We start from the raw sequence: 23742 nt of genomic DNA on the forward strand, positions 1-23742 counted from the left end.
CTTCTAGTCCAGGCCTGTATGTTTTTTTTGATCAGCTTATCGACTGGAGTTGGATATTTAAATAATTCACTAAACAATTCCGGTAACTTCATGATATGCATCCAGTTAATAAATGCGTAACTTTTCTTGTACTGATCTATGTCAATGAATTGTAGATTTGTACCCGCTGAACATTGATCAGATAAAAACAGATAGCGTAGGCTATACGGCAACCTACGGTATACCGCTATGTAAGGGAATAACCATGTATAAACAGCAAGGATGCAGCCATCCTATTTTTCCTTTCTATCTTCTATCAACACTTGATAACTTGATGGGTGTCCGTTTGTTTGATTGTTATTTATGCAAGCTGACTGAAATAAATAGGATAATTGGCAATTAACTCGGAAGGTAAAATGTTCAAAAAAATTGCTTTAAAGTCCCTCCTTACCTTTTTTCTTATTGTTATTAATGCTCATCAGGCATTAGGTGACACAATCTATGCAGACCCCATTAAGGTGTATGTATTCTATCCATATCACTACGAAAGGGTAGATGATTTTGTTGGATACTATAACGATTATGAGGCGCAACAATTCAATAACTGTATGGAGGCGGCAGCAAATGAGTATCATTGGACCTGTATCAAATACATTATCGAAGACGCATCTGTACATGGCCTAAATGACTTCACGAGAAATGGCGAGCCACATTATTGGGCATTAACTGGGACATCTCACAGTGATGTACACAATTATGGTGGCCATTTTGTAACCGATGAAGAATGGGATGGTTTAATGATGGCCACGAAATGGTCATGTCCAAAAGGTTTTCAATATCGCATAACAGGACCTGCCGATAATCAGATTTACGAGTGTTTAAAAACCGAAGAAAAATCCTGTCCGATAGGGAATCCTGTTGATGTTTTTACAGGTAAGAAAACAGAAATTGAGACTGACTATCAGTCACCAAATGGCGTATTAGAAGTTGAGAGACAATACTTAAGTCAAGAGTCTGGTTGGTTGATGAGTAGCGAACCTCGGCTTAGACATGTGGGTCCTGGTGGTATTCTGTCATTGTCGGGCATATTCAATACTCTCAATTCGAATGCCTGTATTAACCCCTATTCTTTGTTACTAAATAAAAAACTGTCTGTAGTGGTATAGTTATTTTGGCCACCTGATTATGGGTGATATTATCACCCCAGATGATAAATAGGTGATCAAATGACAAAAACACGCAGGAGATTCAGCCCGGAATTCAAACTTGAAGCGGCCCAACTGGTTGTCGACCAGCAGTACTCAATCAGAGCGGCCTGCGAAGCGATGGGGGTCAGTAAATCTTCATTGGAAAATTGGGTACGTCAGCTGCGGCAGGAGCGACTAGGCAAAACACCCAAAGCATCAGCAATGACACCCGATCAACGCCGCATACAAGAGCTCGAAAAACGGCTACGACAGGTGGAGACGGAGAAAGAAATCCTAAAAAAGGCTACCGCTCTCTTGATGTCGGACTCGTTGAACAATTCACGCTAATTCAGCGTTTACATCGAGAGAGCTATCCAGTGAAGCAGCTATGTTGCGTGTTCGGTGTACACCGTAGCAGCTATCGGGCATGGCGGGATCGCCCGAAGCGGTTGTCAGAAACAGAGTGGCGGCTACGCGAGCATGTGAAGTCTGCCTATGAATTAAGCAATGGCTCAGCCGGCGCCAGGACGATTGCGAGCATGGTGACAGCACAGGGTTGCCCGTTAAGCCGTTATCGTGCGACACGCCGTATGCAGGCGCTGGGCCTGGTGAGTAGCCAGCAACCCAAACACCGCTACAAGAGAGCCGAGCAGCCGCATACCAATATACCAAACCGGCTGGATCGACAGTTTGATGTGGTTGCACCCAATAAAGTCTGGGCGGGCGATATTACCTATATTTGGACTGGGCGACGTTGGGCATATCTGGCCATTGTGTTGGATTTATTTGCGCGACAGCCGGTGGGATGGGCATTATCGTTGAACCCAGATAGCGCGTTGACTAAAAAAGCTCTGACAATGGCCTATGAGTCTCGTGGTGAACCAAAAGGCGTGATGTTTCATTCTGATCAAGGTTGCCAATACACTAGTCTACCGTTTCGTCAGCAGCTATGGCGTTATCAAATGGTACAGAGCATGAGTCGACGTGGTAACTGCTGGGACAACAGTCCCGTGGAACGATTTATCAGAAGCTTGAAAACCGAATGGATGCCTGAGATCGGCTATCGCACTTTTGAGGAAGCGAAGCACCATATCACGGAGTATATTATTGGATACTATAGCCAGTTTAGGCCACATACTCACAATGATGGATTGGCACCCAGGGTAGTTGAGCAACAGTACTGGAATGCACAGAAAACCGTGGCCAAAAATACTTGACCACTACATATAGCAAAAGCAAGGCTTGGTTGCCAAGCAAAACATGTAACTGTTAAATGTACTGGTCCAAAAGGTGAAACTTATACTAGAGGTGGTAAATAGAATATGCATTATATGTGCCCATTCAATGAAAAATATTTACACCAAGCTATAGCAAATGATAAGTATAGTGATAGCTTGAATGAGGCGCTCCATAAATTTGATGAGGGTTATCCTGAGATAGGACACGAGATATGTGATAAATTGGGGATCAAAAGCAGCTTGGCAATTGTTGTTTCTTCTTTATTTTCTAAAGATCATGAAAATGAAATAGAATTTGAGAAGAGGCATATTCTTGATTTGACTAAAGCTGCTGAACAAAAGAACTCGCTAGCTCTGTACTCGATCGCTGTATACTATGATCAAGGAACTATTTTGGAGGAAAGTAAAAGTAAAGCCCAAGATTACTATTGTAGAGCAGCTAAAGCGGGTAGCGACCTTGCTAAACATGTATATGGAATAATGCTATATTACGGTACTGATACTTTAAAACCGAATAAAGAAGAAGGTATAAAGCTTCTATTGTCATCTGCATCTAACGGCGTTGACGATGCAAGAGTCTTTTTGTCATCTATTGGAATTACCACTGCCGGATAAACTTATAGTTTACTCTTCCAGTACATAACAACGAAGTATGTTACGGGGATTTATTTATATCGAACAAAAGGTTCAGTTGTGCTAGGCAGCAGTAGCCTGGTTTGCTCATTTCGATTTGACTGGTCAGTTCATACCTGCAGGGTGGTCAAACGACTGCGCCATCTGCAATTGCTATAGAAACTAAAAAATATTTGATATTATTTGTAGCAGTCTCGCCTCTGCACACAGCTTCAATTCAATACACATAATTCTACATTCGTACTAGTATTTTTTAATTTTAGTTAAATGTACTATCAGAAAAGGTTCCAGCATCACCTGCAGCGAATTCTGGTTTCGGGAGTCAGTTGGTTTCAGCGCAGGGTGCAATTCGGTCTGGAATACGCAGCTGCGTATTCCAGACGATTTGATCATTCATTCCAATAGAGTCCGACATCTAATTCCAAAATTCACTGCACCTTGTGCTGGTGATTCTGCATATTATTGATACTTTGCATCATAGAAACATATCAAATCGTAGATGTAATGTAAGTGTACAACTCAACCAATTCGCTTCATAAGCTCTTTAGGGGGGAGGCAAGTCCCTCTGTCTCTGGCTTGATCTACAAGTGCTTCGATTTTTTTATCAAGTAGAGGGAGGCTGAATTCTCGTTTAAGTTCCATGTCGAAGTTTCGTTTTGGGTTCCAAATGAGAGCATTCAGTCGTTTCGCAAGTGGCTTCCAACGGTAATCCCCCCGAAAAATAACGGGGTTCAAAAGTAGAATTTTCCAATTATGATTACGAAAAGGAGAATCTACAATGAAGAAGTCCCGCTACAGCGAATCCCAGATCATATCGATCCTGAAAGAGGCCGAGGCCGGTATTCCGGTCGCTGAGCTGTGCCGCAAGCACGGTATGAGTGATGCCACTTTTTACAATTGGCGCGCCAAGTATGGCGGCATGGACGTATCGATGATGAAGCGGATGAAGGAACTGGAGGCGGAGAACCGGCGCCTGAAGAAGATGTATGCAGAAGAACGGCTCAAGGCCGAGATCCGCAAGGAGGCCCTTGAGGGAAAGTACTAAGGCCATCTCAACGACGAGAGATGGCCAAGCACGCCTTGTCGAAGCACGGGCTGAGTATCCGCCTGACCTGCGAGATTTTTGGTATCAGCGAGACCTGTTACCGTTACCAGCCGAAGCTATCGGGTGACAATGCCCATATCGCGGACTGGCTACTTCGCCTCACAACAGCCAATCGCACCTGGGGCTTTGGCCTGTGTTTTCTGTATCTGCGCAATGTGAGGGGCTACGGCTACAATCACAAGCGCGTTTACCGCATCTACCGTGAGCTGGAGTTGAATCTGAGGATCAAGCCGAAGCGACGATTGAAGCGAGACAAGCCTGATGAATTATCAGTGCCCCGGCAGATCAACGAAGTCTGGTCGATGGATTTTATGCATGATCGGCTGATAGATGGTCGAAGCTTTCGGACCTTTAACGTGATCGATGATTACAACCGGGAAGGCTTGGGGATTGAAGTTGATCTTTCATTGCCGGCACTCAGAGTCATCCGTACCCTGGGTCGCATCATTGAGTGGCGTGGCAAACCCAAGTTCATTCGCTGCGATAATGGGCCGGAATACTTGAGTAGTCAGCTTGTTGAATGGGCCAACAGGCATCGGATTCAGTTACAATATATTCAGCCGGGTAAGCCACAGCAGAACGCTTATGTGGAACGGTTCAATCGGACTGTTCGGCATGAGTGGCTGGATCAACATTTATTTGAATCGATTACCCATGCACAGGATACTGCCACCCGGTGGTTATGGCGCTACAATAATGATCGACCAAACATGGCATTAGGTGGAATCACCCCGATACAGAAGTTGGCTCAGACCGCTTAACAGTGACTACTTTTGAGTCCCATTATTAATGGGGGGATTACCCAACAAACATAGAGATGTGGGGTCCTCGCGATGGCATAGGGAAATATCTTCAATGACTCTCCAGCTGTCATCCCATATTCCTGCAAAAAGCCTGAATCGCGTCCTTCCCGAGCATATGCAATGAGGGTGAGCAGTGCATCGAAGTTTCTGTACTTGGCAATTTTCTTGATGGACTCCCTGTCTGGTAGTGGGCGAATCCTATGAATGCTGGTTTCATTCTCACTTTTCCGGCATGGCATCCAAACATAGTGTTTTACATTGCTGGTTACCGTCATGAGTGCTGTCTCAATGTCTGAGTGTGTCAGCGATCGGTTACTGAGTAGTTTCCAGAATGGGTGGTCACGCCATTCCTGTAGATCACACTTATTCTGGAGTCTGAGTTTGGCATATGAAACACTCTGGTTGTTAGGTACAACACCTCTGAAGAGTCGCTGGTAGCGGCCTGTGTAACCTTTATAGTCTTCCCCAAGTATTATCATTTCCAACTTCTCTGAGCTCCATTCTCCGCCTGCAGCTAAGGCAATCTCCACATAACACGCAGCGGTCACCATGTTCCGGATGACCTTGTCTTTTAAGGGGGAGCCTTTTGGATATGGCATTGCTGTCACTCCCTGTCATGTTATGCAGTGTAACGAGAAATTATATTCTCTTCACAGGAGAGCTATGCTCGGCGATATGAAGACCCAGATTGCCGATATCTGTGACAAGGTCGCCGCCTATGAGCTATGCCTCCTGAAGCTGTATGGTGCAGTAATTCAGGGGCGGGATCTTCATCATATTTTGGGTTACTCCTCCGGGGATGCTTTTCGACATGCCGTCTGTAGGAAAACCTTGCCAGTTCAGACATTTAAGCGTCCAGGTTATCGAATGCGATTTGCCAGAACTCACGATATCGCCATATGGCTAGCTTCCATGGATATCGAGAGGGCAGGTACGGAATCCCATGATGTGAAGAACGCCATCATTGAGTGCCGCGATCAATCTCAGACTGAACCGAATACTGATGATAGAGAGGGGGGTGAACAATGACCTGATATGACAGAGTAAGCCCATGGTTATGGGCCAAAAAAAAGTATTTCAGGGTGGTAGAAACGAAAAAGCCCAGGAGTTAGCGGCTCCTAGGCTTGTTCTTGGTGGTGTCGAGTAAGCGCCCGACACATCAATGTTCGTCTCAATTTCCTGGTTTGTCAAGTCGAGAGAGAGCCATAGCGCTCACTCCTTGGCTGCGCTCACCCTGAATATTCCGACTTGAGAAAGGTTCGACCTCGGACCAGGGGGCTTATTTGTCCCTAAATCAGGAGAAGAGATATGAATATATATCGAGAATCATTGAGGCTTATCCTCACAACGCCACTGAGCAATGGCCAAATCGGAGATCTTGTCTCTCGATCACCCAATACAATCAAGCGCTATCGGGCGATTGCTGAAGAAAAGCATCTCAACTGGGACGAGATCAAAGAGATGGATGATCGGAGTGTGATGGCATTATTAACCAAGTGCTGTGGCTATTCATCCAAAAAGCGTCAACCTGATTGGGCATACATACACAGCCAAAAGATGATGGCCGATGTGACTATGCAATTGTTATGGGAAGATTATTGTCTCGATGGCCCAGATGACGCATACGGCTATAGCTCGTTCACCGAGCTGTACCGTGAGTATGTATCCAAGCTGGACATCAGCATGCGTCAGACCTACCAGGCTGGAAAAGTCGCCTTTGTTGACTTTTCCGGTCGCAAGATCCCTTACTATCCGCCTGGCGGGCAGAAAAAGCTTGCAGAAGTATTTGTCGGAGTGCTGGGTTCATCGAAATACACCTTTGCATACGCGTGCGACTCTCAAAAGCTACATGATTGGATTGATGCCCACAATCGGATGATGCTGTTTTTTGGTGGTGTTCCGGAAACGATTGTACCGGATAATCTCAAGTCTGCAGTCACGACACCGGGTTCCGAACCCACCCTCAATCGGACCTATCGCGAAATGGCGGTGCATTTCACAACGGTCATCGTTCCAGCACGTGTTCGAAGGCCACAGGATAAAAGCCCAGCAGAAATAGGCGTTCAGATCGTTACGCGATGGATTATTGCAGCGCTACGGCATAGGAAGTTCTTCAGTCTGCAGGAAATCAACGAAGAAATAGCGAAGCGTTTGGATCTACTAAACGTGCGGCCTTTCAAGAAACTACCGGGTTGTCGTAAACAGCTCTTTGAGGAGATAGAGCGCCCGCAACTCAAGCCGTTACCGGATTCGGTCTTCGAACCCACCTCAGTTTGGACTTCTGAGCAGAAGGTACGGTCTGATTATCATGTTTATGTCGATAAACACTATTACTCCGTTCCACACCAGTTGGTAGGATCCAGAATTGAATCGAGGATTACCCAGCATGCTGTTGAGGTGTTCTGTCTCGGTAAGCGAGTCGCGACCCATGTGAAAAGTCATGTCGTGGGTGGTCACACTACACTGCCAGAGCACCAGCCGCTAGCCCATCGAAAGTACGCTGAGCAGACACCAGAGCTATTTCAGGAGTGGGCGGCGCGGATTGGTGAATTCACAGCAGATTTCGTCGACTATCAGCTCAATCGCACCCCGCACTTCCTCCCGGGCATCCGTACCTGCAGCAGCTTGATGAAGCTGGCTAAAGAGTATGGGCCCAAGCGGGTCGAGGCAGCCTGTCAGCGCGCCAACCAGATCGGCTCGAAAACACTCAAATCCGTGAAGTCAATCCTGCGCCGCAATCTCGATAGCGACAATGATCCTCGCACCCCTGTACAGGGGCAACTACCACTGCATTACAACGTGCGTGGCCCTCACTACTACTCTCAGGAGGGCTAAGCCATGACCACATTGATTGAACAGACCTTGTCCAACCTGAGGGCACTTCGTCTCAATGAAATGGCTCAGGCCATCGAGGATATGCGTAGTAATCCCTCCCTGCAGGACCTCTCATGCGATGATCGACTGGGTATGGCGGTCGACATCGAGATCCAGGCACGGGAGACGAAGAAGCTCAATCGCCTGGTGAAGCAGGCCAAGTTTAAGATCGATGCGTGCCCGGAGGACATCAACTACCGGGTCAAACGCGGCCTGGATCGCCAGGTGATGGCGAACCTGCTCAGCTGCGATTATCTCGAGAAGCACCTCAATGTGGTGTTTACAGGGCCCACCGGTTCGGGAAAAACCCATCTAGCCTGTGCTTTGGGGCAACAGGCGACCCGAAAAGGCTTCTCCGTCCTCTACACACGGCTCTCACGCTTTCTTGAGGATCTGGAGGTTGCCCACGCTGATGGCAGCCTACCAACTGTCAGAAATCGCCTCTCGAAAAGGAATCTCCTAATCCTTGACGATTGGGCCCTCTCCCCACTGACATCAACCGGACGTCAGGAGTTGCTAGAGATCATCGATGATCGGTTGGGTAAGAGCTCCATCATAATTACCAGCCAGCTCCCGGTCGAACAGTGGCACGTCTATCTTGGCGAAGCCACCATTGCGGACGCTATCCTCGATCGGATTGTGCATTCTGCCCATATCCTGAAACTCAGTGGCGAGTCGATGCGTAAAAAGATGTCACCCATCAAGGCTTCGCAGCAAGCGGAGAAGGAGGGTGACAATGACTGACAATCACAACGGTAATATCGCACCCGAGAAACCCGACCTGCTGGAAGTTATTAGGGCTTCTGGTGTCGAGCTTTCTCGTGAGGGGGCAGTGTGGACCGGTGACTGCCCCTTTCATGATGATCGCAATGCGGCGCTGATGGTCGATTCCGCGACAGGACACTGGCAGTGTGATGGCGCCTGCCAAACAGGTGGCGATGTGGTCGCCTGGGTCGTGAGAAAACAAGGCGTCAATCGCGATGAGGCTCAGGAATCACTGGGACTCGGATGTGAGAAGCAAGTGGCATCCGTAGACAGTGACCCTGTTGCCTCCGATACTATTTCTCCCACAATTGAGCTTTCCTCAAAAGGCGACGACCAGCGAATACTCGCTCAAGTCGTCGACTACTACCACCAGACCCTCAAGCAATCACCCGGGGCGCTCACATACCTTCAGAAGCGCTGTATCAATCATCCTGAAGCGATTGAGCGCTTCAGGCTGGGGTTTTGTGATCGCACGCTCGGCACCAAACTCCCACTCAAGAACCGTAAGGAAGGTGGTGCCATACGTGCCAGGTTGCAACACCTGGGGCTGCTTCGAAGCACGGGGCATGAGCTGTTTAGGGGCTCGATCACCATCCCGATCATCACGGACCAGCAGATCGCTCAGATCTACGGCAGAAAAGTGACATCCAACCTCCGGGCGGGTACGCCACAGCACGTGATGCTCCCTGGGGCACCGGGTGGTTTTTTCAATATGGATGCTGTCCGTGTATCTGATGAAGTTATCCTATGCCACTCTATGATCGATGCTCTGACGTTCTGGTGTGCGGGCTATCGCAATGTCACTTGTGTGATCGGGGTTGAAGGTTACCCGGATGAGCTGCTGCATGTTATCAAGCAGCACGGCGTGAAACGTCTTTTGATTGCTTTTGCCGCCACGCCTGAGGGGGATGCCCAGGCTGAAACACTGGCCGAGCGATTGAATGTCCTCGGCATCGACACCTATCGGATTCAATTCCCTAGTGGCATGGATGCCAATGACTATGCTGTGAAGGAAAAATCGCCACATGAACCCCTGGGTGAAGTCATCCGGCAGGCTCAATGGCTCGGAAAAGGCCAGGAGCATGATGTGGCAACCGCCACAGAGTCAGCGACAGAGGAAATCGCGACCTGTGTAGAGAATCAGGACGTTAGCCCAGCAGTAGTGGTTGAGGCGACCTCTAAGGCGAGTCCGCAGGAGGAAACCCCTGAGGAGCCCACCACATCAACGCTCCCGGCCACCGCTGTACCTCGATCGCCAACCGACCTGGAGGTCGAGATCAAAGACAAAGAGCTCATCACCGAGATCGATCAACGTCGATACCGCATCCGAGGGTTCGAAAAGAACCTCAGCTATGACCAACTCAAGCTGAATCTGCTGGTTACCCAGGGTGAGGGGCTGCATGTCGACACCTTCGACCTCTATGCCACCAAGCCCCGGACCAACTTCATCCGGCAGTCAGCTGTCGAGCTGGGGGTGAAAGAAGAACTGATCAAAAAGGACCTGGGCCGTCTCCTACTCAAGCTGGAGCTCATGCAGGAACAGAATATCCGGGAGACCCTTACCCTCCAGCCGGTCGCTCAGGAACTCAGCGACAAAGAGCGCAAGGAGGCCTTGTCGCTGCTGGAGGCGCCCGATCTGATCGACCGACTCCTGGCAGACTTTCAGGCCTGTGGTTTGGTGGGGGAAGAAACTAACAAACTGGTGGCCTACCTGGCCGTGCTCTCCCGTAAGCTCGACAAGCCTCTGGCGGTTATGGTCCAGAGCACCAGCGCTGCCGGCAAGAGCGCCCTGATGGACGCGGTATTGAACCTGGTGCCCGATGAGGAGCGGGTGCAGTACTCGGCCATCACTGGCCAATCTCTCTTCTACATGGGTAACTTCAACCTGAGACACAAAATACTGGCGATTTCGGAAGAGGAAGGCGCAAGCAACGCCGCCTATGCCCTGAAACTGCTCCAGAGCGAGGGGCATCTGACCATCGCCTCCACCGGCAAGGACCCCATCAGCGGCCGACACACGACCCATGAGTACCGGGTCGATGGTCCGGTGATGATATTCAGTACCACCACGGCTATCGATGTGGACGAAGAGCTTCTCAATCGCTGTCTGGTGCTCACCGTCAACGAGGGGCAGGCCCAGACCGAGGCCATTCATCAATGGCAGCGCTACCAGGAGACCCTGGACGGCCTTTTGGCCAACCAGGCGCGGGATGACATCTTGAGGGTCCACCGCAACGCCCAGCGGTTGCTAAAGCCCCTGCACGTGGTCAATCCCTACGCCACCCAGCTGACCTTCCTGAGCGACAAGACCCGCACTCGGCGGGACCACCGCAAATACCTCACCCTGATCCGGACGATCGCCTTGCTGCATCAGTACCAGCGGGAGGTTCGGCACACCTACTACCGGGACCGGGAGATCGCCTATGTGGAGGTTACCCTGGACGACATCGCCCTGGCCAACCGGCTCGCCCATGAGATCCTGGGCCGCTCGCTGGATGAGCTGCCGCCCCAGACCCGGCGACTGCTGACCCTGATCGATGAGATGGTCACAGAGCGCTGCTCCGGATCCCCGGGTAGACGGAGAGACTACCGGTTCAGCCGGCGGGACATCCGTGAATACACCGGTTGGGGGCTGACCCAGCTCAAGGTGCACCTGCAGCGTCTCGAGGCCTTGGAGTATCTGCTGATTCGCCAGGGTGGCCGCGGTCGTCAGCGGGTCTATGAGCTGCTCTACAACAGCGAGGGTAAGGACGGTTCCAGCTTCCTGATGGGGCTGGTGGACACGGATCAGCTCAAGAAGTCGGACCAAACGGAGGTCGTGTTGGTGTCTGGCCGGGATCAGGTCGGGCCTAAGTCGGCAGCCGGTCGATCAAGTCGATCTGACGAAAAAAGCAGGAAAGACAGTGAGTTAGGCGCGACCAAGGTTTCAGGCGAAGAAAGTAGTTCAGGACGTGGGATGCCACCCACACCCGCAAGTCATACCCCTACTGAAATACGGCAGGGAGGGTGAACGCCATGGGCAAACAAACCATCGATGTCAGTCACAACGGGATCACGCCCTACCTTTTGCGGTTTCTGGAGTGGTCAGCGGCTATGAACTACAGCGAGCAGACCAACAAGACCCGAGATACCTGTATCCGTCGGTTTATCGTCTGGTGCGATGAGCGAGGCCTCAGCCAGCCCCAGGATGTCACTGTGGCGATCCTGGAGCGCTATCGGCGCCATCTGTTCCACTACCGCAAGCCCAACGGCAAGCCCCTGAGCTTCAGCACCCAGCACAGCCAGTTGGCGCCGCTCCGAGCGTTCTTCAAGTGGCTGAGCAAACAGAACCACATCCTCTACAATCCAGCCTCCGATTTCCAGCTGCCGAAGGTGGCCAAACACCTGCCCAAGGACTTCCTCTCCATTGAGGAGATCGAAACCATGCTCGCCCATACCGCTATCTATGGCGAACTCGGTATCCGAGACCGGGCCATCATCGAGACCTTCTACTCCTCCGGTATCCGACGGATGGAACTGGTGAACCTCAAGCTGCAGGATCTGGACCTGGAACGGGGTACCTTGGTGATCTTCGAAGGCAAGTGGAAGAAGGACCGGGTGGTTCCTATCGGGGATCGAGCCTGTGCCTGGGTCCGCAAGTACCTGGCCGAGGTCAGGCCCAAGCTGGTCCAGGCGGAAGATTGTGGGCACCTCTTTCTGACCGACTATGGTGAGCCCTTCATCCGCAACCGCATCACCGACCTGATCAAAAAGTACCTGAATGCCGCCGGCGTGGACAAGCCTGGGGCCTGCCAGCTATTTCGGCGGAGTATGGCGACCCATATGTTGGAGAACGGGGCGGATATTCGCTATATCCAGATGATTTTGGGGCATGTGAATCTCACATCCACCCAGATTTATACCCAGGTATCCATCAAGAAGCTGAAACAGGTACATGCAATTACCCACCCAGCTAAGTTGGAGAGGGTGGAGAGCTCCAAGCCACGCAATCCACCCTTGTTCACGGGTGTTTAAGAAAACGGGCTTGGAGGCTCAAGCAGCAGGTTGCTGCTTGTCCTCCAGGTCCTCAAACTGATTGATCCGTACGTCACCCTCGGGAAAATGGGCGCGAATCTCGAGCTGACCACCCATTGCTTCAACGAAGCGCCGTAAGGTGGAGATGTACATATCCACCTTCTTTTCCATCTTGGCCACAGCAGGCTGCCTGACCTCAAGAATGGCGGCCAATTCCTCCTGGGAGAGATTGCGTGCCTGGCGTAGCTCTGCCAGAGGTAGGTCTGCCATCATCGCCATGGCCTTTGCATGCGAGCGCGCTTGGGCCTCAGGACTCATGCCCATACGTAAATCTCTGAATTTCTTTGCCATTGCCTGCCAGCCTCTCTCTTACTTCGTTACTATGAAACTTCGTGACTTTGATACTTCGATACGCTTCGATTACCTCGTTTTCCCTTGATCACTCAGTGACTTGAGATGATCGTCATAGAGTTTGTCCGCTGTAGGGACGTTTTCCTCATACCAGCGGTCGTTACCGGTCTTGTCACCGCCAATCAATAGGATCGCCATACGACGTGGATCAAAGGCATACAAGGTTCGGTAGGGTCTCCCTGCATGCTGGATGCGTAGTTCTCGCATATCAGAATACTTCGATCCTTTGATCGCAGAACTGTAAGGGAATGGAAGGTGAGGACCTTTTGCCTCTAACAGTGCGACTACAGCTGCGACGTCCTCCTGTTCAGCCTCGCTGAGTGCGTCCCACCAGTCGCCGAATTCGTCTGTGTATTCGACTTCCCATTCCATATTAGGAATATAACCGATATGGAATATATGTCAATCTCTAACATTGAAATACTGCAGTTGAGAGCAATAGCCAAATTTTAATAAAAAGAATTTAATGCATAATTTAGTCTGTTGTTAGCACTCTACTTGACTGAGTGCTAAAAAGCTGCTTTTATATGCTCATAAGTCTTAAATCAATATGTTGATATCGTGAGTGTATAAATCCACAACATGTTGATGTGAATGGTTTCGAAAATGATCTAGGTAAGAAAAGCACAAGTCGTTATTGAGCGCCGCGCAAGGAGCAGAATATTGAGCAGAAAACATATAGACCATGCGGATATTGCGCGTTTTGCGCAGGAAAAGGTCAATCTGCCGAGTGACAAGGCAAGTGAGTATCGTGCACAAGTTAGACGACTGCGTGAACGGCTTGAGTCTTACCTATCCGAACACCCAGACTTTTCTCTAAAAAAGATACTCCTCTCTGGCAGTTTGGCTAAAGGAACTGCACTTCGGTCTCTTAATGATATTGACGTGGCTTGCTACATCAGCGGAGCGGATGCTCCGGAAAGTGTTAGCGAGCTACTGGAGTATCTGTCTGAGCGACTGAGGAAAGCCTTGGTAATCCCCCCGAAAAATAACGGGGTTCAAAAGTAGAATTTTCCAATTATGATTACGAAAAGGAGAATCTACAATGAAGAAGTCTCGCTACAGCGAATCCCAGATCATATCGATCCTGAAAGAGGCCGAGGCCGGTATTCCGGTCGCTGAGCTGTGCCGCAAGCACGGTATGAGTGATGCCACTTTTTACAATTGGCGCGCCAAGTATGGCGGCATGGACGTATCGATGATGAAGCGGATGAAGGAACTGGAGGCGGAGAACCGGCGCCTGAAGAAGATGTATGCAGAAGAACGGCTCAAGGCCGAGATCCGCAAGGAGGCCCTTGAGGGAAAGTACTAAGGCCATCTCAACGACGAGAGATGGCCAAGCACGCTTTGTCGAAGCACAGGCTGAGTATCCGCCTGACCTGCGAGATTTTTGGTATCAGCGAGACCTGCTACCGTTACCAGCCGAAGCTATCGGGTGACAATGCCCATATCACGGACTGGCTACTTCGCCTCACAACAGCCAATCGCACCTGGGGCTTTGGCCTGTGTTTTCTGTATCTGCGCAATGTGAAGGGCTACGGCTACAATCACAAGCGCGTTTATCGCATCTACCGTGAGCTGGAGTTGAATCTGAGGATCAAGCCGAAGCGACGATTGAAGCGAGACAAGCCTGATGAGTTATCAGTGCCCCGGCAGATCAACGAAGTCTGGTCGATGGATTTTATGCATGATCGGCTGATAGATGGTCGAAGCTTTCGGACCTTTAACGTGATCGATGATTACAACCGGGAAGGCTTGGGGATTGAAGTTGATCTTTCATTGCCGGCACTCAGAGTCATCCGTACCCTGGGTCGCATCATTGAGTGGCGCGGCAAACCCAAGGTTATTCGCTGTGATAATGGACCGGAATACTTGAGTAGCCAGCTCGTTGAATGGGCCAACAGGCATCGGATTCAGTTGCAGTATATTCAGCCGGGTAAGCCACAGCAGAACGCTTATGTGGAACGATTCAATCGGACAGTTCGACATGAGTGGCTGGATCAACATTTATTTGAATCGATTACCCATGCACAGGATACTGCCACCCGGTGGTTATGGCGCTACAATAATGATCGACCAAACATGGCACTAGGTGGAATCACCCCGGTACAGAAGCTGGCTCAGACCGCTTAACAGTGACTACTTTTGAGTCCCATTATTAATGGGGGGATTACCCCTTTCCCAATTTTCAGCCTGATCAGGTGAAGCCGCAGACTTACTGTGTCACCGTTTCCTTTAGAGGTACGGGATTAGATGTTGATGTTGTTCCCATAATCTACGACGGTGACCCTGACTGGTATGGTGATCTAGTTAGCCAGGAAGATGGCTCGTTTCTTCGCACCAATATTCCTTTTCACCTAGAGTTCGCTCGTAAACGGAAACAGGCCCAAGAGACTCATTACGCGCAGGTAGTTCGCCTCGTGAAGTATTGGGTCCGGAATATGAAGAGGGAACGCGATGGCTTTCGTTTCAAATCATTTATGGTGGAAATGATCCTGTCCAAGCTGGTCGATGATGGTTTAGATTTTTCGGATTACCCGGATGCACTCCAACATTTCTTCACTTACATAATAAATTCTGATTTAAGAGAGAAGCTCGCTTTCAGCGATTACTACTCTCCCTCAACAGTTGGCTCTTTTAGTGAGCCAGTGCAGATCATTGATCCTGTGAATTCTGAAAACAATGTGAGCCGTCTCTATACCGATCATCAGGCAGGAGCGATTGTTGATGCAGCACTAGATGCCGGAGATGCTATTGACGCTGCATTGAGAGCTACAACGAAGGAAAAAACCCTTTATTACTGGCAGAAGGTCTTCGGGCCGTCATTTAGTGTGTGAGTTGTTCTATGAGTACGTCATTTACGGTAACTGAAACGAAGACTTTTACTGTTACGCATGCGCGTTACATTGCGGCGAAGGTAGCAGCTGACCTGATGCGTATTAAACGGCTGTATGGTGGGTTAACAGACCAAGAGATTGATGAATATGAAGAAGAAATTATCTATCTGCTGAAGGCGGGTTACCTAGCAGAAGTTACGTATGGATTTAAACGTGGAGATAATTGGATTGAGCCAACGATACGGTACACGGTAGAAGAGCTACTATTGGGCTGGAATGACGATGACCCAGGGCGGATACGTCCGAGGTGTGATGTGTCAGGTGCTAAGTTCTATAGTTATCTGAGATATTCAATAGCTTGGAACAAACTGCCACAGTGTAGTGGTATAGTTATTTTGGCCACCTGATTATGGGTGATATTATCACCCCAGATGATAAATAGGTGATCAAATGACAAAAACACGCAGGAGATTCAGCCCGGAATTCAAACTTGAAGCGGCCCAACTGGTTGTCGACCAGCAGTACTCAATCAGAGCGGCCTGCGAAGCGATGGGGGTCAGTAAATCTTCATTGGAAAATTGGGTACGTCAGCTGCGGCAGGAGCGACTAGGCAAAACACCCAAAGCATCAGCAATGACACCCGATCAACGCCGCATACAAGAGCTCGAAAAACGGCTACGACAGGTGGAGACGGAGAAAGAAATCCTAAAAAAGGCTACCGCTCTCTTGATGTCGGACTCGTTGAACAATTCACGCTAATTCAGCGTTTACATCGAGAGAGCTATCCAGTGAAGCAGCTATGTTGCGTGTTCGGTGTACACCGTAGCAGCTATCGGGCATGGCGGGATCGCCCGAAGCGGTTGTCAGAAACAGAGTGGCGGCTACGCGAGCATGTGAAGTCTGCCTATGAATTAAGCAATGGCTCAGCCGGCGCCAGGACGATTGCGAGCATGGTGACAGCACAGGGTTGCCCGTTAAGCCGTTATCGTGCGACACGCCGTATGCAGGCGCTGGGCCTGGTGAGTAGCCAGCAACCCAAACACCGCTACAAGAGAGCCGAGCAGCCGCATACCAATATACCAAACCGGCTGGATCGACAGTTTGATGTGGTTGCACCCAATAAAGTCTGGGCGGGCGATATTACCTATATTTGGACTGGGCGACGTTGGGCATATCTGGCCATTGTGTTGGATTTATTTGCGCGACAGCCGGTGGGATGGGCATTATCGTTGAACCCAGATAGCGCGTTGACTAAAAAAGCTCTGACAATGGCCTATGAGTCTCGTGGTGAACCAAAAGGCGTGATGTTTCATTCTGATCAAGGTTGCCAATACACTAGTCTACCGTTTCGTCAGCAGCTATGGCGTTATCAAATGGTACAGAGCATGAGTCGACGTGGTAACTGCTGGGACAACAGTCCCGTGGAACGATTTATCAGAAGCTTGAAAACCGAATGGATGCCTGAGATCGGCTATCGCACTTTTGAGGAAGCGAAGCACCATATCACGGAGTATATTATTGGATACTATAGCCAGTTTAGGCCACATACTCACAATGATGGATTGGCACCCAGGGTAGTTGAGCAACAGTACTGGAATGCACAGAAAACCGTGGCCAAAAATACTTGACCACTACACAGAAAGAAAAAGTCGAATTCAAAGAAAAGCTTCCAATTAAGCGTAGTGGTGCAGATGAGCCATCGGTCGACGGGTATTTTAGTAATGATAAAGTTTATTCTGCTGGTGGCCGAGCCTTGAATCGTTCGAGCGTTAGGAGTTGGTAATGCAACAAGGAAATACTAACTCTCTATTTGAAAGCCCAGTTAACTTTCCAGACTTCTCCGCTCGAGAGCGGTTGTCTACTTTGGTGGGCATTGACGAACAGAAGTCTCGTTTAGCTAAAATTCTCGGATTATTGGTGAACCCGAGTGGGCTTGAGCGCTGGGCTAAGAGACATCATCCTAGCGCAGACAACTTGATTAAGAGAGTTCTGCGAAGACCCCCTCTGGTTGTTCTTGCTGGAGATGTTGGATCGGGTAAAACGGAACTTGCTGAGACGATAGGCGACGCTGTAGCACGACAAGAAAATATTGATGTTACGCTACTGCCTTTGAGTCTTTCTAGCCGTGGACAAGGAAGAGTGGGTGAAATGACTCAGTTGCTCTCTTCAGCCTTCGAACACACCCTGAAAGAAGCAAATAAACTAAAGGGCGTTAATGGATCATCACGAGGTGGACTAATTTTGCTAGTCGATGAGGCTGATGCGCTAGCTCAATCTCGCGAGAACGCGCAGATGCACCATGAGGATCGGGCAGGGGTAAACGCCTTCATTCGTGGAATCGACCGTTTGGCTAACGCTCACGTGCCGGCTGCTGTAATCATGTGCACAAACCGTCTTGGAGCACTCGATCCTGCTGTAAAGCGCAGAGCAGCAGATATTCTCACCTTTACTCGACCAAATGATGATCAGCGTAGGGCTGTTCTAGATATGGCATTTAGTGGTTTTGGAATGAGTGCTTCGGAGCTTGAGCAGTTGGTCTCGGTAACAGGCCCGACAAGTGGTCGTGACTATGGATTCACCTTCTCGGATTTAATGCAGAGGCTAGTGCCATCAATAGTGCTTGATGCTTATCCACAAAGAGCAGTAAGTGCCATGCGTGCTCTAGAAGTTGCAAATAGGACACAACCTACGCCGCCATTTCGGGAGAGTTAGGTATGGAAAATGGGACACTGCATACTATTTTTTCGGAGCTCCACAATGATATTCGTAATCAGCTTATAGCTGCAAGAAGGTCCATTGGACACCCCGGAGCGAAAGGTGACGCTAGTGAGGAAGTATGGTTGGAATTATTCAAAGAGTATCTGCCAGCAAGATATCAGGCTGAAAAAGCATTTGTTGTAGATAGTAAGGGTAAGTTTAGTGATCAGATAGATGTAGTGATTTTTGATCAACAATATTCACCGTTTTTATTCAAATTTCACGGACAAACATACATTCCAGCAGAGAGCGTATATGCTGTATTTGAGGCAAAACAGGCAGTAAATGCTGGCTATATCGAGTACGCCCAAGAAAAAATCACAAGTGTTCGGCGCCTCCATAGAACAAGCCTCCCAATACCTCATGCTGGTGGGGTATACCCCCCAAAGCCATTGATACCAATTATTGGAGGTATACTGACTCTAGAGAGCGAGTGGAATCCCCCTCTAGGTGATTCACTTGATAGAGCTTTGTGTAAAGGCCTTGGAGATAGTTTGCTGAACATGGGATGTATAGCTGAACATGGCATATTTCTGTATGAGTCCGACAGTGCAAAATATATGTATATGAGTAGCGAGAAGGCCGCAACAGCCTTTATTTTTGAGCTTATAGCTCGACTTCAATTTAGTGGAACAGTTCCAATGATAGATATTAGGGAATATGCAAAATTCCTGAACGATTAACATTTATTAACTCTGTGCGATTTTAGGAGATTAGGCTTATGAATAAAAAGGTTACTGGCAAGAGAGCCGCTAGCAATGCTTCCAAAACTCTCAGATCTAATTCAACTGGAACAAAATCGAAAAGAGCGGCTGGAAGTACGCTTTCTCAGAGAAAAGCCCCAAAGAAACAGACATCCACTTCAGCAGCATCGGCTGCATCAAAGACGTTACGCGATGGGAGAACGAGCAAAGCATCCAAATCCGCGGCAGGTAGTGCTCTAGCACAGAAGGCAAAGAAAAAGAAATAAGTTCTAAACACTGCTGAATTTATGCACCTGGGAAAATTATTCAGCGTTTCGCTGATGCTTGGAAGAAGCTGATAATCGGTTGATATATCAACTTTATTCTGACGCTGGAGGAAGAGGCTCTAAGGTTGTTCAGATTACAACTACTTTAGGACGTATGATCCGTCTACTGGCAGATACTTAGAGTCTGATCCAATAGGTTTAGCTGGTGGATTGAACACATATGCCTATGTAGGCGCTAATCCTATTATACGGACAGACCCATTAGGGCTATGGTTTGGTATAGATGATATATTTACAGGACCAATTGATGAAATCATAGTTATTGGAATAATTGCAAGTGCAATAAGCAGCAGCTCTAGTGACTCACAAACTAGTTCTAGCTCATCTAGTGAATGTCAAAATTGTCAGACGAAGTATCCAAACTATATTCAGTGTTCAAAACTAACTGGATATAACTACAGCAGCAAAAGAGATGCGTTAAACTCCTTAAGGATTACAAATGCAAAGCTGCACAACCCAAGCCCTATTAGAGGTGGTCCATGTAAAGGTACTGCTGGAGAAGGAACTCATTGGAATATTCGTGTGGCAGGTATGAGGGCTGGATCAATAACATCATGTACATGTTGCCAAGACAGTCCTGCTGGACCTAAATTGTTGACAAAGTACCGAGTACACTAAAAATGGATAAAATCGAAGCTATTATTTTTGATTGTATCTATGATCTACAGTCAAAGATCGGTGATATGGTTGATGAAGACTTTGAAGGAATTTTTAACCGTCCACATCATGATATTGATAAATTAACTCTCAAGGGAAGCTTATTTGCTTTGTATAAGTCTGATTATATCTTTTTCGTGGATAGAGAAGGAATACAGCATCAGCCAAAAAAAACAGAGAACATAGAGGATGGCTGGTTTGTCGCTATGACCAAGGAAGGCGGAAGATTATGGGAGTCATATAGCAACCCAAATTGGGAAAAATATGTTTCGATAGATTGTGATGTATCTGAAGATGGTACTGCTGAGATAGTTACTATTGAAGCAGGATCAAAAGAGATTATAGAGTTTATTATTTCTGAGACTCTTACACATCTTAAAAAATCAAGCATAACAAACATTTTAGTGATACGACCGTGGAAACCAACTTATTGGAAAATCCTGCCAGAAGGGTTTTCTGTTGCTATAGATAATATTAATGATGTATCAGACAAAATTGCACTGGTAACATCGAAAATCAATTGGAAATCTAAGGTGTGATTGAAGATCTTTGAGAAGTTTACTATCAGATGGAAGATACTTTTTTGTAGTGAGAGTCTTTTAGCTGTTTAATGGCAGAATCTGGTCAGTGTTTTCTGGTTTCAGTGGTTAGATGTATCCGATTTGGTGGGGAAATCGGAAACAGGGCATACAGTCAGATGATTCTGGCATCGTGAAGTTGCGAATGCACTTGTTGATTCCTTAGTCTCATTAGAGGTAAAAAGAGATTCAGTATTGTGATTCTGGCTATTGCTAGGGAGTGTTACTCATAATTCACAATGGCTTAATTGAATGACTCAGAATCGAGAAATTGCTTTGTTAGAGGCATTTTTGAATGCAGGCGAAGCACTGGGCATGTCGCAGTCTCAGCTTGAGACTATTATCGGAAAAGAAATCACCTCGATTGGCCAAGGCATGAGTCCTGATAGCGGGCCAGGCGAAGCGGCAATGATGCTTGTTAGATGCTATGAAAAAGGTGACAGATTTATTTTATTTTTAACTCCATCTAGCCTCGGTAAAAGGTGACAGATTTATTTATTTGACTTTATCTAAACGGAGTTTAGGTTTCTTTGAAATATAAAAGGAATGATTGCTATGCCAAGGAGAGGCAGAGTTGTTATCCCCAATTACCCACACCACGTAGTTCAACGGGGTCACGACTGGAATGTTGTATTCGCTTCTGAGACAGATTACCAATATTACCTAAGGAGTTTGGGGTCAGAGTAAAAACTACAAGAGATTTTCAGCTTTTAGCCGGTCAATAGCAGCAGGCTGGTCAGGCCATTTCGGTTTCAGTGGTCAGGGCTTTGCAGAATAGCGGGCAATTCGGTGCAGCGCCTGCATCGTACATTTAGATAATTAGGTTTGTCGCCGGAATCGTAACGATAGTAAAGGTTCTGGACTCATGTGCAGACTTTTCTGGATCAAGAGGCAGCCTTTTTTGGAACAATGTGCAATCTGGTCTGGAATACGCAAGTGGGTCTCTTATGTCTATATATGGCGGGTTAATCGGCCATAATGTTGTAGGTGAAGGAATAAATATCGGACGTAGTGGTACTGTTCATGTTCATGGTTGGGATTTGAAACTAGAAGATGATCTCCTAACTGGCTACCTACTGGATGGTAACTGGATCGAGACCGCGGTTAATATAACTGAATGGTATGATACTACTCCTGAGAATGGACTTCATTTATTCAATCATGAAAATGTCAACGTACCTGAACCTAGACAAAAATGGAGACCCCCCAGCTCTGCTGGGGAGGCATCAACAGTTTGACAGAAACAGGAGTCTCATAGTAACCCCAAAGCGTGAGCCGCCAAGCAACACGCTAAGGAGAAACCATGAGACAAGTAGAAAGTTTAAGCCACACGAGATGGGAGTGTAAGTACCATATTGTGTTTATCCCGAAGTACCGGAGGAAGACGCTTTTTGGGCAGATCAGGCAGGAGCTTGGAGAGGTATTCCATCGGTTGGCAAGGCAGAAAGAGAGTTTGATAGAGGAAGGGCATGTCATGGCTGATCATGTACATATGATGATATCGATACCACCAAAATATGCGGTATCGCAGGTAGTTGGGTTTATCAAAGGGAAAAGTGCGATCCACATAGCCCGTACCTACCTGGGTCGTAAAAGGAACTATGTTGGCCATCATTTCTGGGCCAGGGGATATTTTACTTCGACGGTAGGCAGGGATGAGCAGGTGATTCGGGAGTATATACGGCACCAGGAAGCGGAAGACCGCAGGATTGATCAATTACAGTTGATGTAACAGCCCCTTTGAGGGGCTCAAGGAGCCAATAGGCTCCGTTTTACAGACCGCTTCGAGCGGTTCACAACTAAAGCCCCCGGCTTTGCCGGGGGATACTTACTGTTTTGTTACTCATGGTGACTGGACTTGCGGGAATTGGATTCAGCAGGTTGAAAAATCGTCAATCAACGTAATGGATTGAGAAAAGTACGCCAAGCAAGGCCCCGTATCATGGTGTATTAAAGGCGATTATCCCTCACCCTATACTTACACTCTTGGTAAGTAGAGATTGGTCCCTGCGAGGGCATATTTTTTGATCTAAAAACAAGGCCTGTAATGAAGGTCGGGTTAGAGGTCTGCAATTATCCGGCTTGCGCAAATTTACTTGCACTTAAAGTATGCAGAAGACTCATCAATGCAATCTCCCTTGAAAGTATAAGGGACCCATAATGCAGCTTATGTCATAGCGCAATTACGAGTATTAAAGAGAAGATCAAGCTTACGAATAGGGGCCGATCAGGTTGTGCGTGGTGCGATGATGATTTTGTGGTTCAGTCAGCAATTGGGGGTGGGTTTCAGTGATTGTTACCGATGCAATCTATTATGAAAAAGAAAGAGAGTAACGATATTGCCGGGGAGTGAGAGTGTTTATGGCTTCCATGCCATTGTCTATATTACATCAACACATTATTAAGGTTATTCATTATCCCGAATAGAATGAAGTGCAGGTGCTGAATTGTGACGATTGCCTTAAATAGCCTGCTCGATTACGGCTGCTCCGGAATAATGAATCAATCAGAACTTCCTCAATATTTGTGCAGTCAGTTAAATAAAGGATAACCAGATCATTACTAGTGCGGTTACGACAGCAAGCACCGCCAGTGCGGCGCCGATACACCAGATACAGATATTACCAAATCGATTGATCAACGTAGTCATTTGTCTACTCCTACCCTCATTGAGTGGTATAAAAAATTTTTTTTTTAATATAAGGTACTGATTAGTTGTCATGTGGTTGGTGATACAAAACAACATAAAATATAAGGTTAGACAAAAGAATTTAAAAAGCAAAAAAATGAATAAAATCAGATGGTAAGTGTATTATGAAGTACTAAATATGATATTTAAGGCTATGAAGTTCCAGTATTTTTATAGGTTGTCGC

23 protein-coding genes and 2 pseudogenes are annotated in these 23742 nt (G+C 47.9%); 22 read left to right on the forward strand and 3 right to left on the reverse strand.

All coding sequences use genetic code 11. The features are described from left to right. Positions 1 to 395 precede the first annotated feature (395 nt). From AB8516_RS01815 to AB8516_RS01830, 4 genes are all read left to right on the forward strand, one after another. Positions 396 to 1145 carry a hypothetical protein gene (locus AB8516_RS01815; RefSeq protein WP_369157503.1) on the forward strand — a complete coding sequence of 250 codons (750 nt, stop codon included), beginning with the start codon at positions 396 to 398 and terminating at the stop codon, positions 1143 to 1145. Between the two features lie 60 nt (positions 1146 to 1205). Then, a protein-coding gene (locus AB8516_RS01820) for an IS3 family transposase (RefSeq protein ID WP_369157505.1) occupies positions 1206 to 2383 on the forward strand; the annotation gives its coding sequence in 2 pieces (ribosomal slippage) (positions 1206 to 1461 and positions 1461 to 2383; 1179 coding nt in all). A gap of 114 nt (positions 2384 to 2497) precedes the next feature. After that, positions 2498 to 3019 (forward strand): tetratricopeptide repeat protein, encoded by a 522-nt coding sequence (locus AB8516_RS01825; RefSeq protein WP_369157507.1) that lies wholly within the window; start codon positions 2498 to 2500, stop codon positions 3017 to 3019. A 796-nt stretch (positions 3020 to 3815) separates the two neighbouring features. Continuing rightward, positions 3816 to 4903 (forward strand): IS3 family transposase gene (locus AB8516_RS01830; protein ID WP_369157509.1). Its coding sequence is split into 2 segments (ribosomal slippage): positions 3816 to 4077 and positions 4077 to 4903, totalling 1089 coding nucleotides; the frame shifts between segments, so codons are not numbered across the junction. Here the strand turns inward: AB8516_RS01830 and AB8516_RS01835 are convergent. Further along, positions 4900 to 5544, reverse strand: coding sequence for a hypothetical protein (locus AB8516_RS01835; RefSeq protein WP_369157511.1), 645 nt, complete (start codon positions 5542 to 5544; stop codon positions 4900 to 4902). The genes AB8516_RS01830 and AB8516_RS01835 overlap by 4 nt on opposite strands. 64 nt (positions 5545 to 5608) lie before the next feature. Between AB8516_RS01835 and AB8516_RS01840 the strand changes: the two genes are divergently transcribed. The 5 genes from AB8516_RS01840 (at position 5609) to xerC (ending at position 12598) form a co-directional block, all read left to right on the forward strand. Continuing rightward, on the forward strand, positions 5609 to 5974 hold the full coding sequence (locus AB8516_RS01840; RefSeq protein ID WP_369157513.1) for a hypothetical protein: 366 nt from the start codon (positions 5609 to 5611) through the stop codon (positions 5972 to 5974). Positions 5975 to 6253: 279 nt separating this feature from the next. Beyond that, positions 6254 to 7780 (forward strand): IS21 family transposase, encoded by a 1527-nt coding sequence (gene istA / locus AB8516_RS01845; RefSeq protein ID WP_369157516.1) that lies wholly within the window; start codon positions 6254 to 6256, stop codon positions 7778 to 7780. A 3-nt stretch (positions 7781 to 7783) separates the two neighbouring features. Further along, positions 7784 to 8563 (forward strand): IS21-like element helper ATPase IstB, encoded by a 780-nt coding sequence (gene istB, locus AB8516_RS01850; protein WP_369157518.1) that lies wholly within the window; start codon positions 7784 to 7786, stop codon positions 8561 to 8563. Further along, on the forward strand, positions 8556 to 11594 hold the full coding sequence (locus AB8516_RS01855) for a CHC2 zinc finger domain-containing protein (RefSeq protein ID WP_369157520.1): 3039 nt from the start codon (positions 8556 to 8558) through the stop codon (positions 11592 to 11594). The genes istB and AB8516_RS01855 overlap by 8 nt, the downstream gene beginning before the upstream one ends. 5 nt (positions 11595 to 11599) lie before the next feature. Beyond that, a complete protein-coding gene (xerC, locus tag AB8516_RS01860; RefSeq protein WP_369157522.1) occupies positions 11600 to 12598 on the forward strand; it encodes a site-specific tyrosine recombinase XerC in 999 nt (332 codons plus the stop codon). 18 nt (positions 12599 to 12616) lie between these two features. On the opposite strand, the gene AB8516_RS01865 is transcribed toward xerC, so the two are convergent. Both AB8516_RS01865 and AB8516_RS01870 read right to left on the reverse strand, forming a co-directional pair. Then, complete coding sequence (locus AB8516_RS01865; RefSeq protein ID WP_369157524.1) at positions 12617 to 12949, reverse strand: XRE family transcriptional regulator; 333 nt, start codon at positions 12947 to 12949, stop codon at positions 12617 to 12619. 69 nt (positions 12950 to 13018) lie between these two features. After that, a complete protein-coding gene (locus AB8516_RS01870) occupies positions 13019 to 13381 on the reverse strand; it encodes a type II toxin-antitoxin system RelE/ParE family toxin (RefSeq protein ID WP_369157526.1) in 363 nt (120 codons plus the stop codon). A 291-nt stretch (positions 13382 to 13672) separates the two neighbouring features. Here AB8516_RS01870 and AB8516_RS01875 point away from each other — a divergent pair, with 291 nt between their 5' ends. The 13 genes and pseudogenes from AB8516_RS01875 (at position 13673) to tnpA (ending at position 22600) form a co-directional block, all read left to right on the forward strand. After that, a complete protein-coding gene (locus tag AB8516_RS01875; protein WP_369157528.1) occupies positions 13673 to 14017 on the forward strand; it encodes a nucleotidyltransferase in 345 nt (114 codons plus the stop codon). Positions 14018 to 14054: 37 nt separating this feature from the next. Beyond that, positions 14055 to 15142, forward strand: a protein-coding gene (locus tag AB8516_RS01880; RefSeq protein WP_369157530.1) for an IS3 family transposase whose coding sequence is annotated in 2 segments (ribosomal slippage) — positions 14055 to 14316 and positions 14316 to 15142 — 1089 coding nt in all. Because the reading frame shifts where the segments join, the coding sequence is not laid out codon by codon here. 56 nt (positions 15143 to 15198) lie between these two features. Next, positions 15199 to 15846 (forward strand): annotated as a pseudogene (locus AB8516_RS01885) (CBASS oligonucleotide cyclase); the annotation flags it as partial. An 8-nt stretch (positions 15847 to 15854) separates the two neighbouring features. Beyond that, entirely contained in the window at positions 15855 to 16253 is a 399-nt protein-coding gene (locus tag AB8516_RS01890; RefSeq protein WP_369157532.1) for a hypothetical protein, read from the forward strand. A 43-nt stretch (positions 16254 to 16296) separates the two neighbouring features. Beyond that, positions 16297 to 17474, forward strand: a protein-coding gene (locus AB8516_RS01895) for an IS3 family transposase (RefSeq protein WP_369157505.1) whose coding sequence is annotated in 2 segments (ribosomal slippage) — positions 16297 to 16552 and positions 16552 to 17474 — 1179 coding nt in all. Because the reading frame shifts where the segments join, the coding sequence is not laid out codon by codon here. Then, positions 17471 to 17629: a hypothetical protein gene (locus AB8516_RS01900; protein WP_369157534.1), complete on the forward strand. Its 159-nt coding sequence runs from the start codon at positions 17471 to 17473 to the stop codon at positions 17627 to 17629. Before AB8516_RS01895 ends, AB8516_RS01900 begins: the two co-directional genes overlap by 4 nt. Then, the gene (locus AB8516_RS01905) at positions 17629 to 18558 is read left to right on the forward strand and encodes an AAA family ATPase (RefSeq protein ID WP_369157536.1); all 930 of its coding nucleotides are present in this window, start codon (positions 17629 to 17631) and stop codon (positions 18556 to 18558) included. Before AB8516_RS01900 ends, AB8516_RS01905 begins: the two co-directional genes overlap by 1 nt. 2 nt (positions 18559 to 18560) lie before the next feature. After that, complete coding sequence (locus AB8516_RS01910) at positions 18561 to 19286, forward strand: DUF6602 domain-containing protein (protein ID WP_369157538.1); 726 nt, start codon at positions 18561 to 18563, stop codon at positions 19284 to 19286. A gap of 434 nt (positions 19287 to 19720) precedes the next feature. Then, positions 19721 to 20251 (forward strand): annotated as a pseudogene (locus tag AB8516_RS01915) (RHS repeat-associated core domain-containing protein); the annotation flags it as partial. Between the two features lie 2 nt (positions 20252 to 20253). Continuing rightward, positions 20254 to 20829: a hypothetical protein gene (locus tag AB8516_RS01920; protein WP_369157540.1), complete on the forward strand. Its 576-nt coding sequence runs from the start codon at positions 20254 to 20256 to the stop codon at positions 20827 to 20829. A gap of 291 nt (positions 20830 to 21120) precedes the next feature. After that, complete coding sequence (locus tag AB8516_RS01925; protein ID WP_369157542.1) at positions 21121 to 21354, forward strand: hypothetical protein; 234 nt, start codon at positions 21121 to 21123, stop codon at positions 21352 to 21354. 461 nt (positions 21355 to 21815) lie between these two features. After that, positions 21816 to 22106: a hypothetical protein gene (locus tag AB8516_RS01930; RefSeq protein WP_369157544.1), complete on the forward strand. Its 291-nt coding sequence runs from the start codon at positions 21816 to 21818 to the stop codon at positions 22104 to 22106. Positions 22107 to 22171: 65 nt separating this feature from the next. Beyond that, a complete protein-coding gene (gene tnpA / locus AB8516_RS01935; RefSeq protein WP_369157546.1) occupies positions 22172 to 22600 on the forward strand; it encodes an IS200/IS605 family transposase in 429 nt (142 codons plus the stop codon). Positions 22601 to 23742 lie beyond the last annotated feature (1142 nt).

Source organism: Candidatus Thiodiazotropha sp. LNASS1, assembly GCF_964212655.1.
Classification (GTDB): Bacteria; Pseudomonadota; Gammaproteobacteria; order Chromatiales; family Chromatiaceae; genus Thiodiazotropha.

What these genes read in the sequence shown, in the direction of transcription:
- AB8516_RS01815 (WP_369157503.1), top strand. Translation starts at nt 396, where the DNA reads ATGTTCAAAAAAATTGCTTTAAAGTCCCTCCTTACCTTTTTTCTTATT.
- AB8516_RS01825 (WP_369157507.1), top strand. Translation starts at nt 2,498, where the DNA reads ATGTGCCCATTCAATGAAAAATATTTACACCAAGCTATAGCAAATGAT.
- AB8516_RS01835 (WP_369157511.1), bottom strand. Translation starts at nt 5,544, where the DNA reads ATGCCATATCCAAAAGGCTCCCCCTTAAAAGACAAGGTCATCCGGAAC.
- AB8516_RS01840 (WP_369157513.1), top strand. Translation starts at nt 5,609, where the DNA reads ATGCTCGGCGATATGAAGACCCAGATTGCCGATATCTGTGACAAGGTC.
- istA (WP_369157516.1), top strand. Translation starts at nt 6,254, where the DNA reads ATGAATATATATCGAGAATCATTGAGGCTTATCCTCACAACGCCACTG.
- istB (WP_369157518.1), top strand. Translation starts at nt 7,784, where the DNA reads ATGACCACATTGATTGAACAGACCTTGTCCAACCTGAGGGCACTTCGT.
- AB8516_RS01855 (WP_369157520.1), top strand. Translation starts at nt 8,556, where the DNA reads ATGACTGACAATCACAACGGTAATATCGCACCCGAGAAACCCGACCTG.
- xerC (WP_369157522.1), top strand. Translation starts at nt 11,600, where the DNA reads ATGGGCAAACAAACCATCGATGTCAGTCACAACGGGATCACGCCCTAC.
- AB8516_RS01865 (WP_369157524.1), bottom strand. Translation starts at nt 12,949, where the DNA reads ATGGCAAAGAAATTCAGAGATTTACGTATGGGCATGAGTCCTGAGGCC.
- AB8516_RS01870 (WP_369157526.1), bottom strand. Translation starts at nt 13,381, where the DNA reads ATGGAATGGGAAGTCGAATACACAGACGAATTCGGCGACTGGTGGGAC.
- AB8516_RS01890 (WP_369157532.1), top strand. Translation starts at nt 15,855, where the DNA reads ATGAGTACGTCATTTACGGTAACTGAAACGAAGACTTTTACTGTTACG.
- AB8516_RS01905 (WP_369157536.1), top strand. Translation starts at nt 17,629, where the DNA reads ATGCAACAAGGAAATACTAACTCTCTATTTGAAAGCCCAGTTAACTTT.
- AB8516_RS01910 (WP_369157538.1), top strand. Translation starts at nt 18,561, where the DNA reads ATGGAAAATGGGACACTGCATACTATTTTTTCGGAGCTCCACAATGAT.
- AB8516_RS01920 (WP_369157540.1), top strand. Translation starts at nt 20,254, where the DNA reads ATGGATAAAATCGAAGCTATTATTTTTGATTGTATCTATGATCTACAG.
- AB8516_RS01925 (WP_369157542.1), top strand. Translation starts at nt 21,121, where the DNA reads ATGACTCAGAATCGAGAAATTGCTTTGTTAGAGGCATTTTTGAATGCA.
- AB8516_RS01930 (WP_369157544.1), top strand. Translation starts at nt 21,816, where the DNA reads ATGTCTATATATGGCGGGTTAATCGGCCATAATGTTGTAGGTGAAGGA.
- tnpA (WP_369157546.1), top strand. Translation starts at nt 22,172, where the DNA reads ATGAGACAAGTAGAAAGTTTAAGCCACACGAGATGGGAGTGTAAGTAC.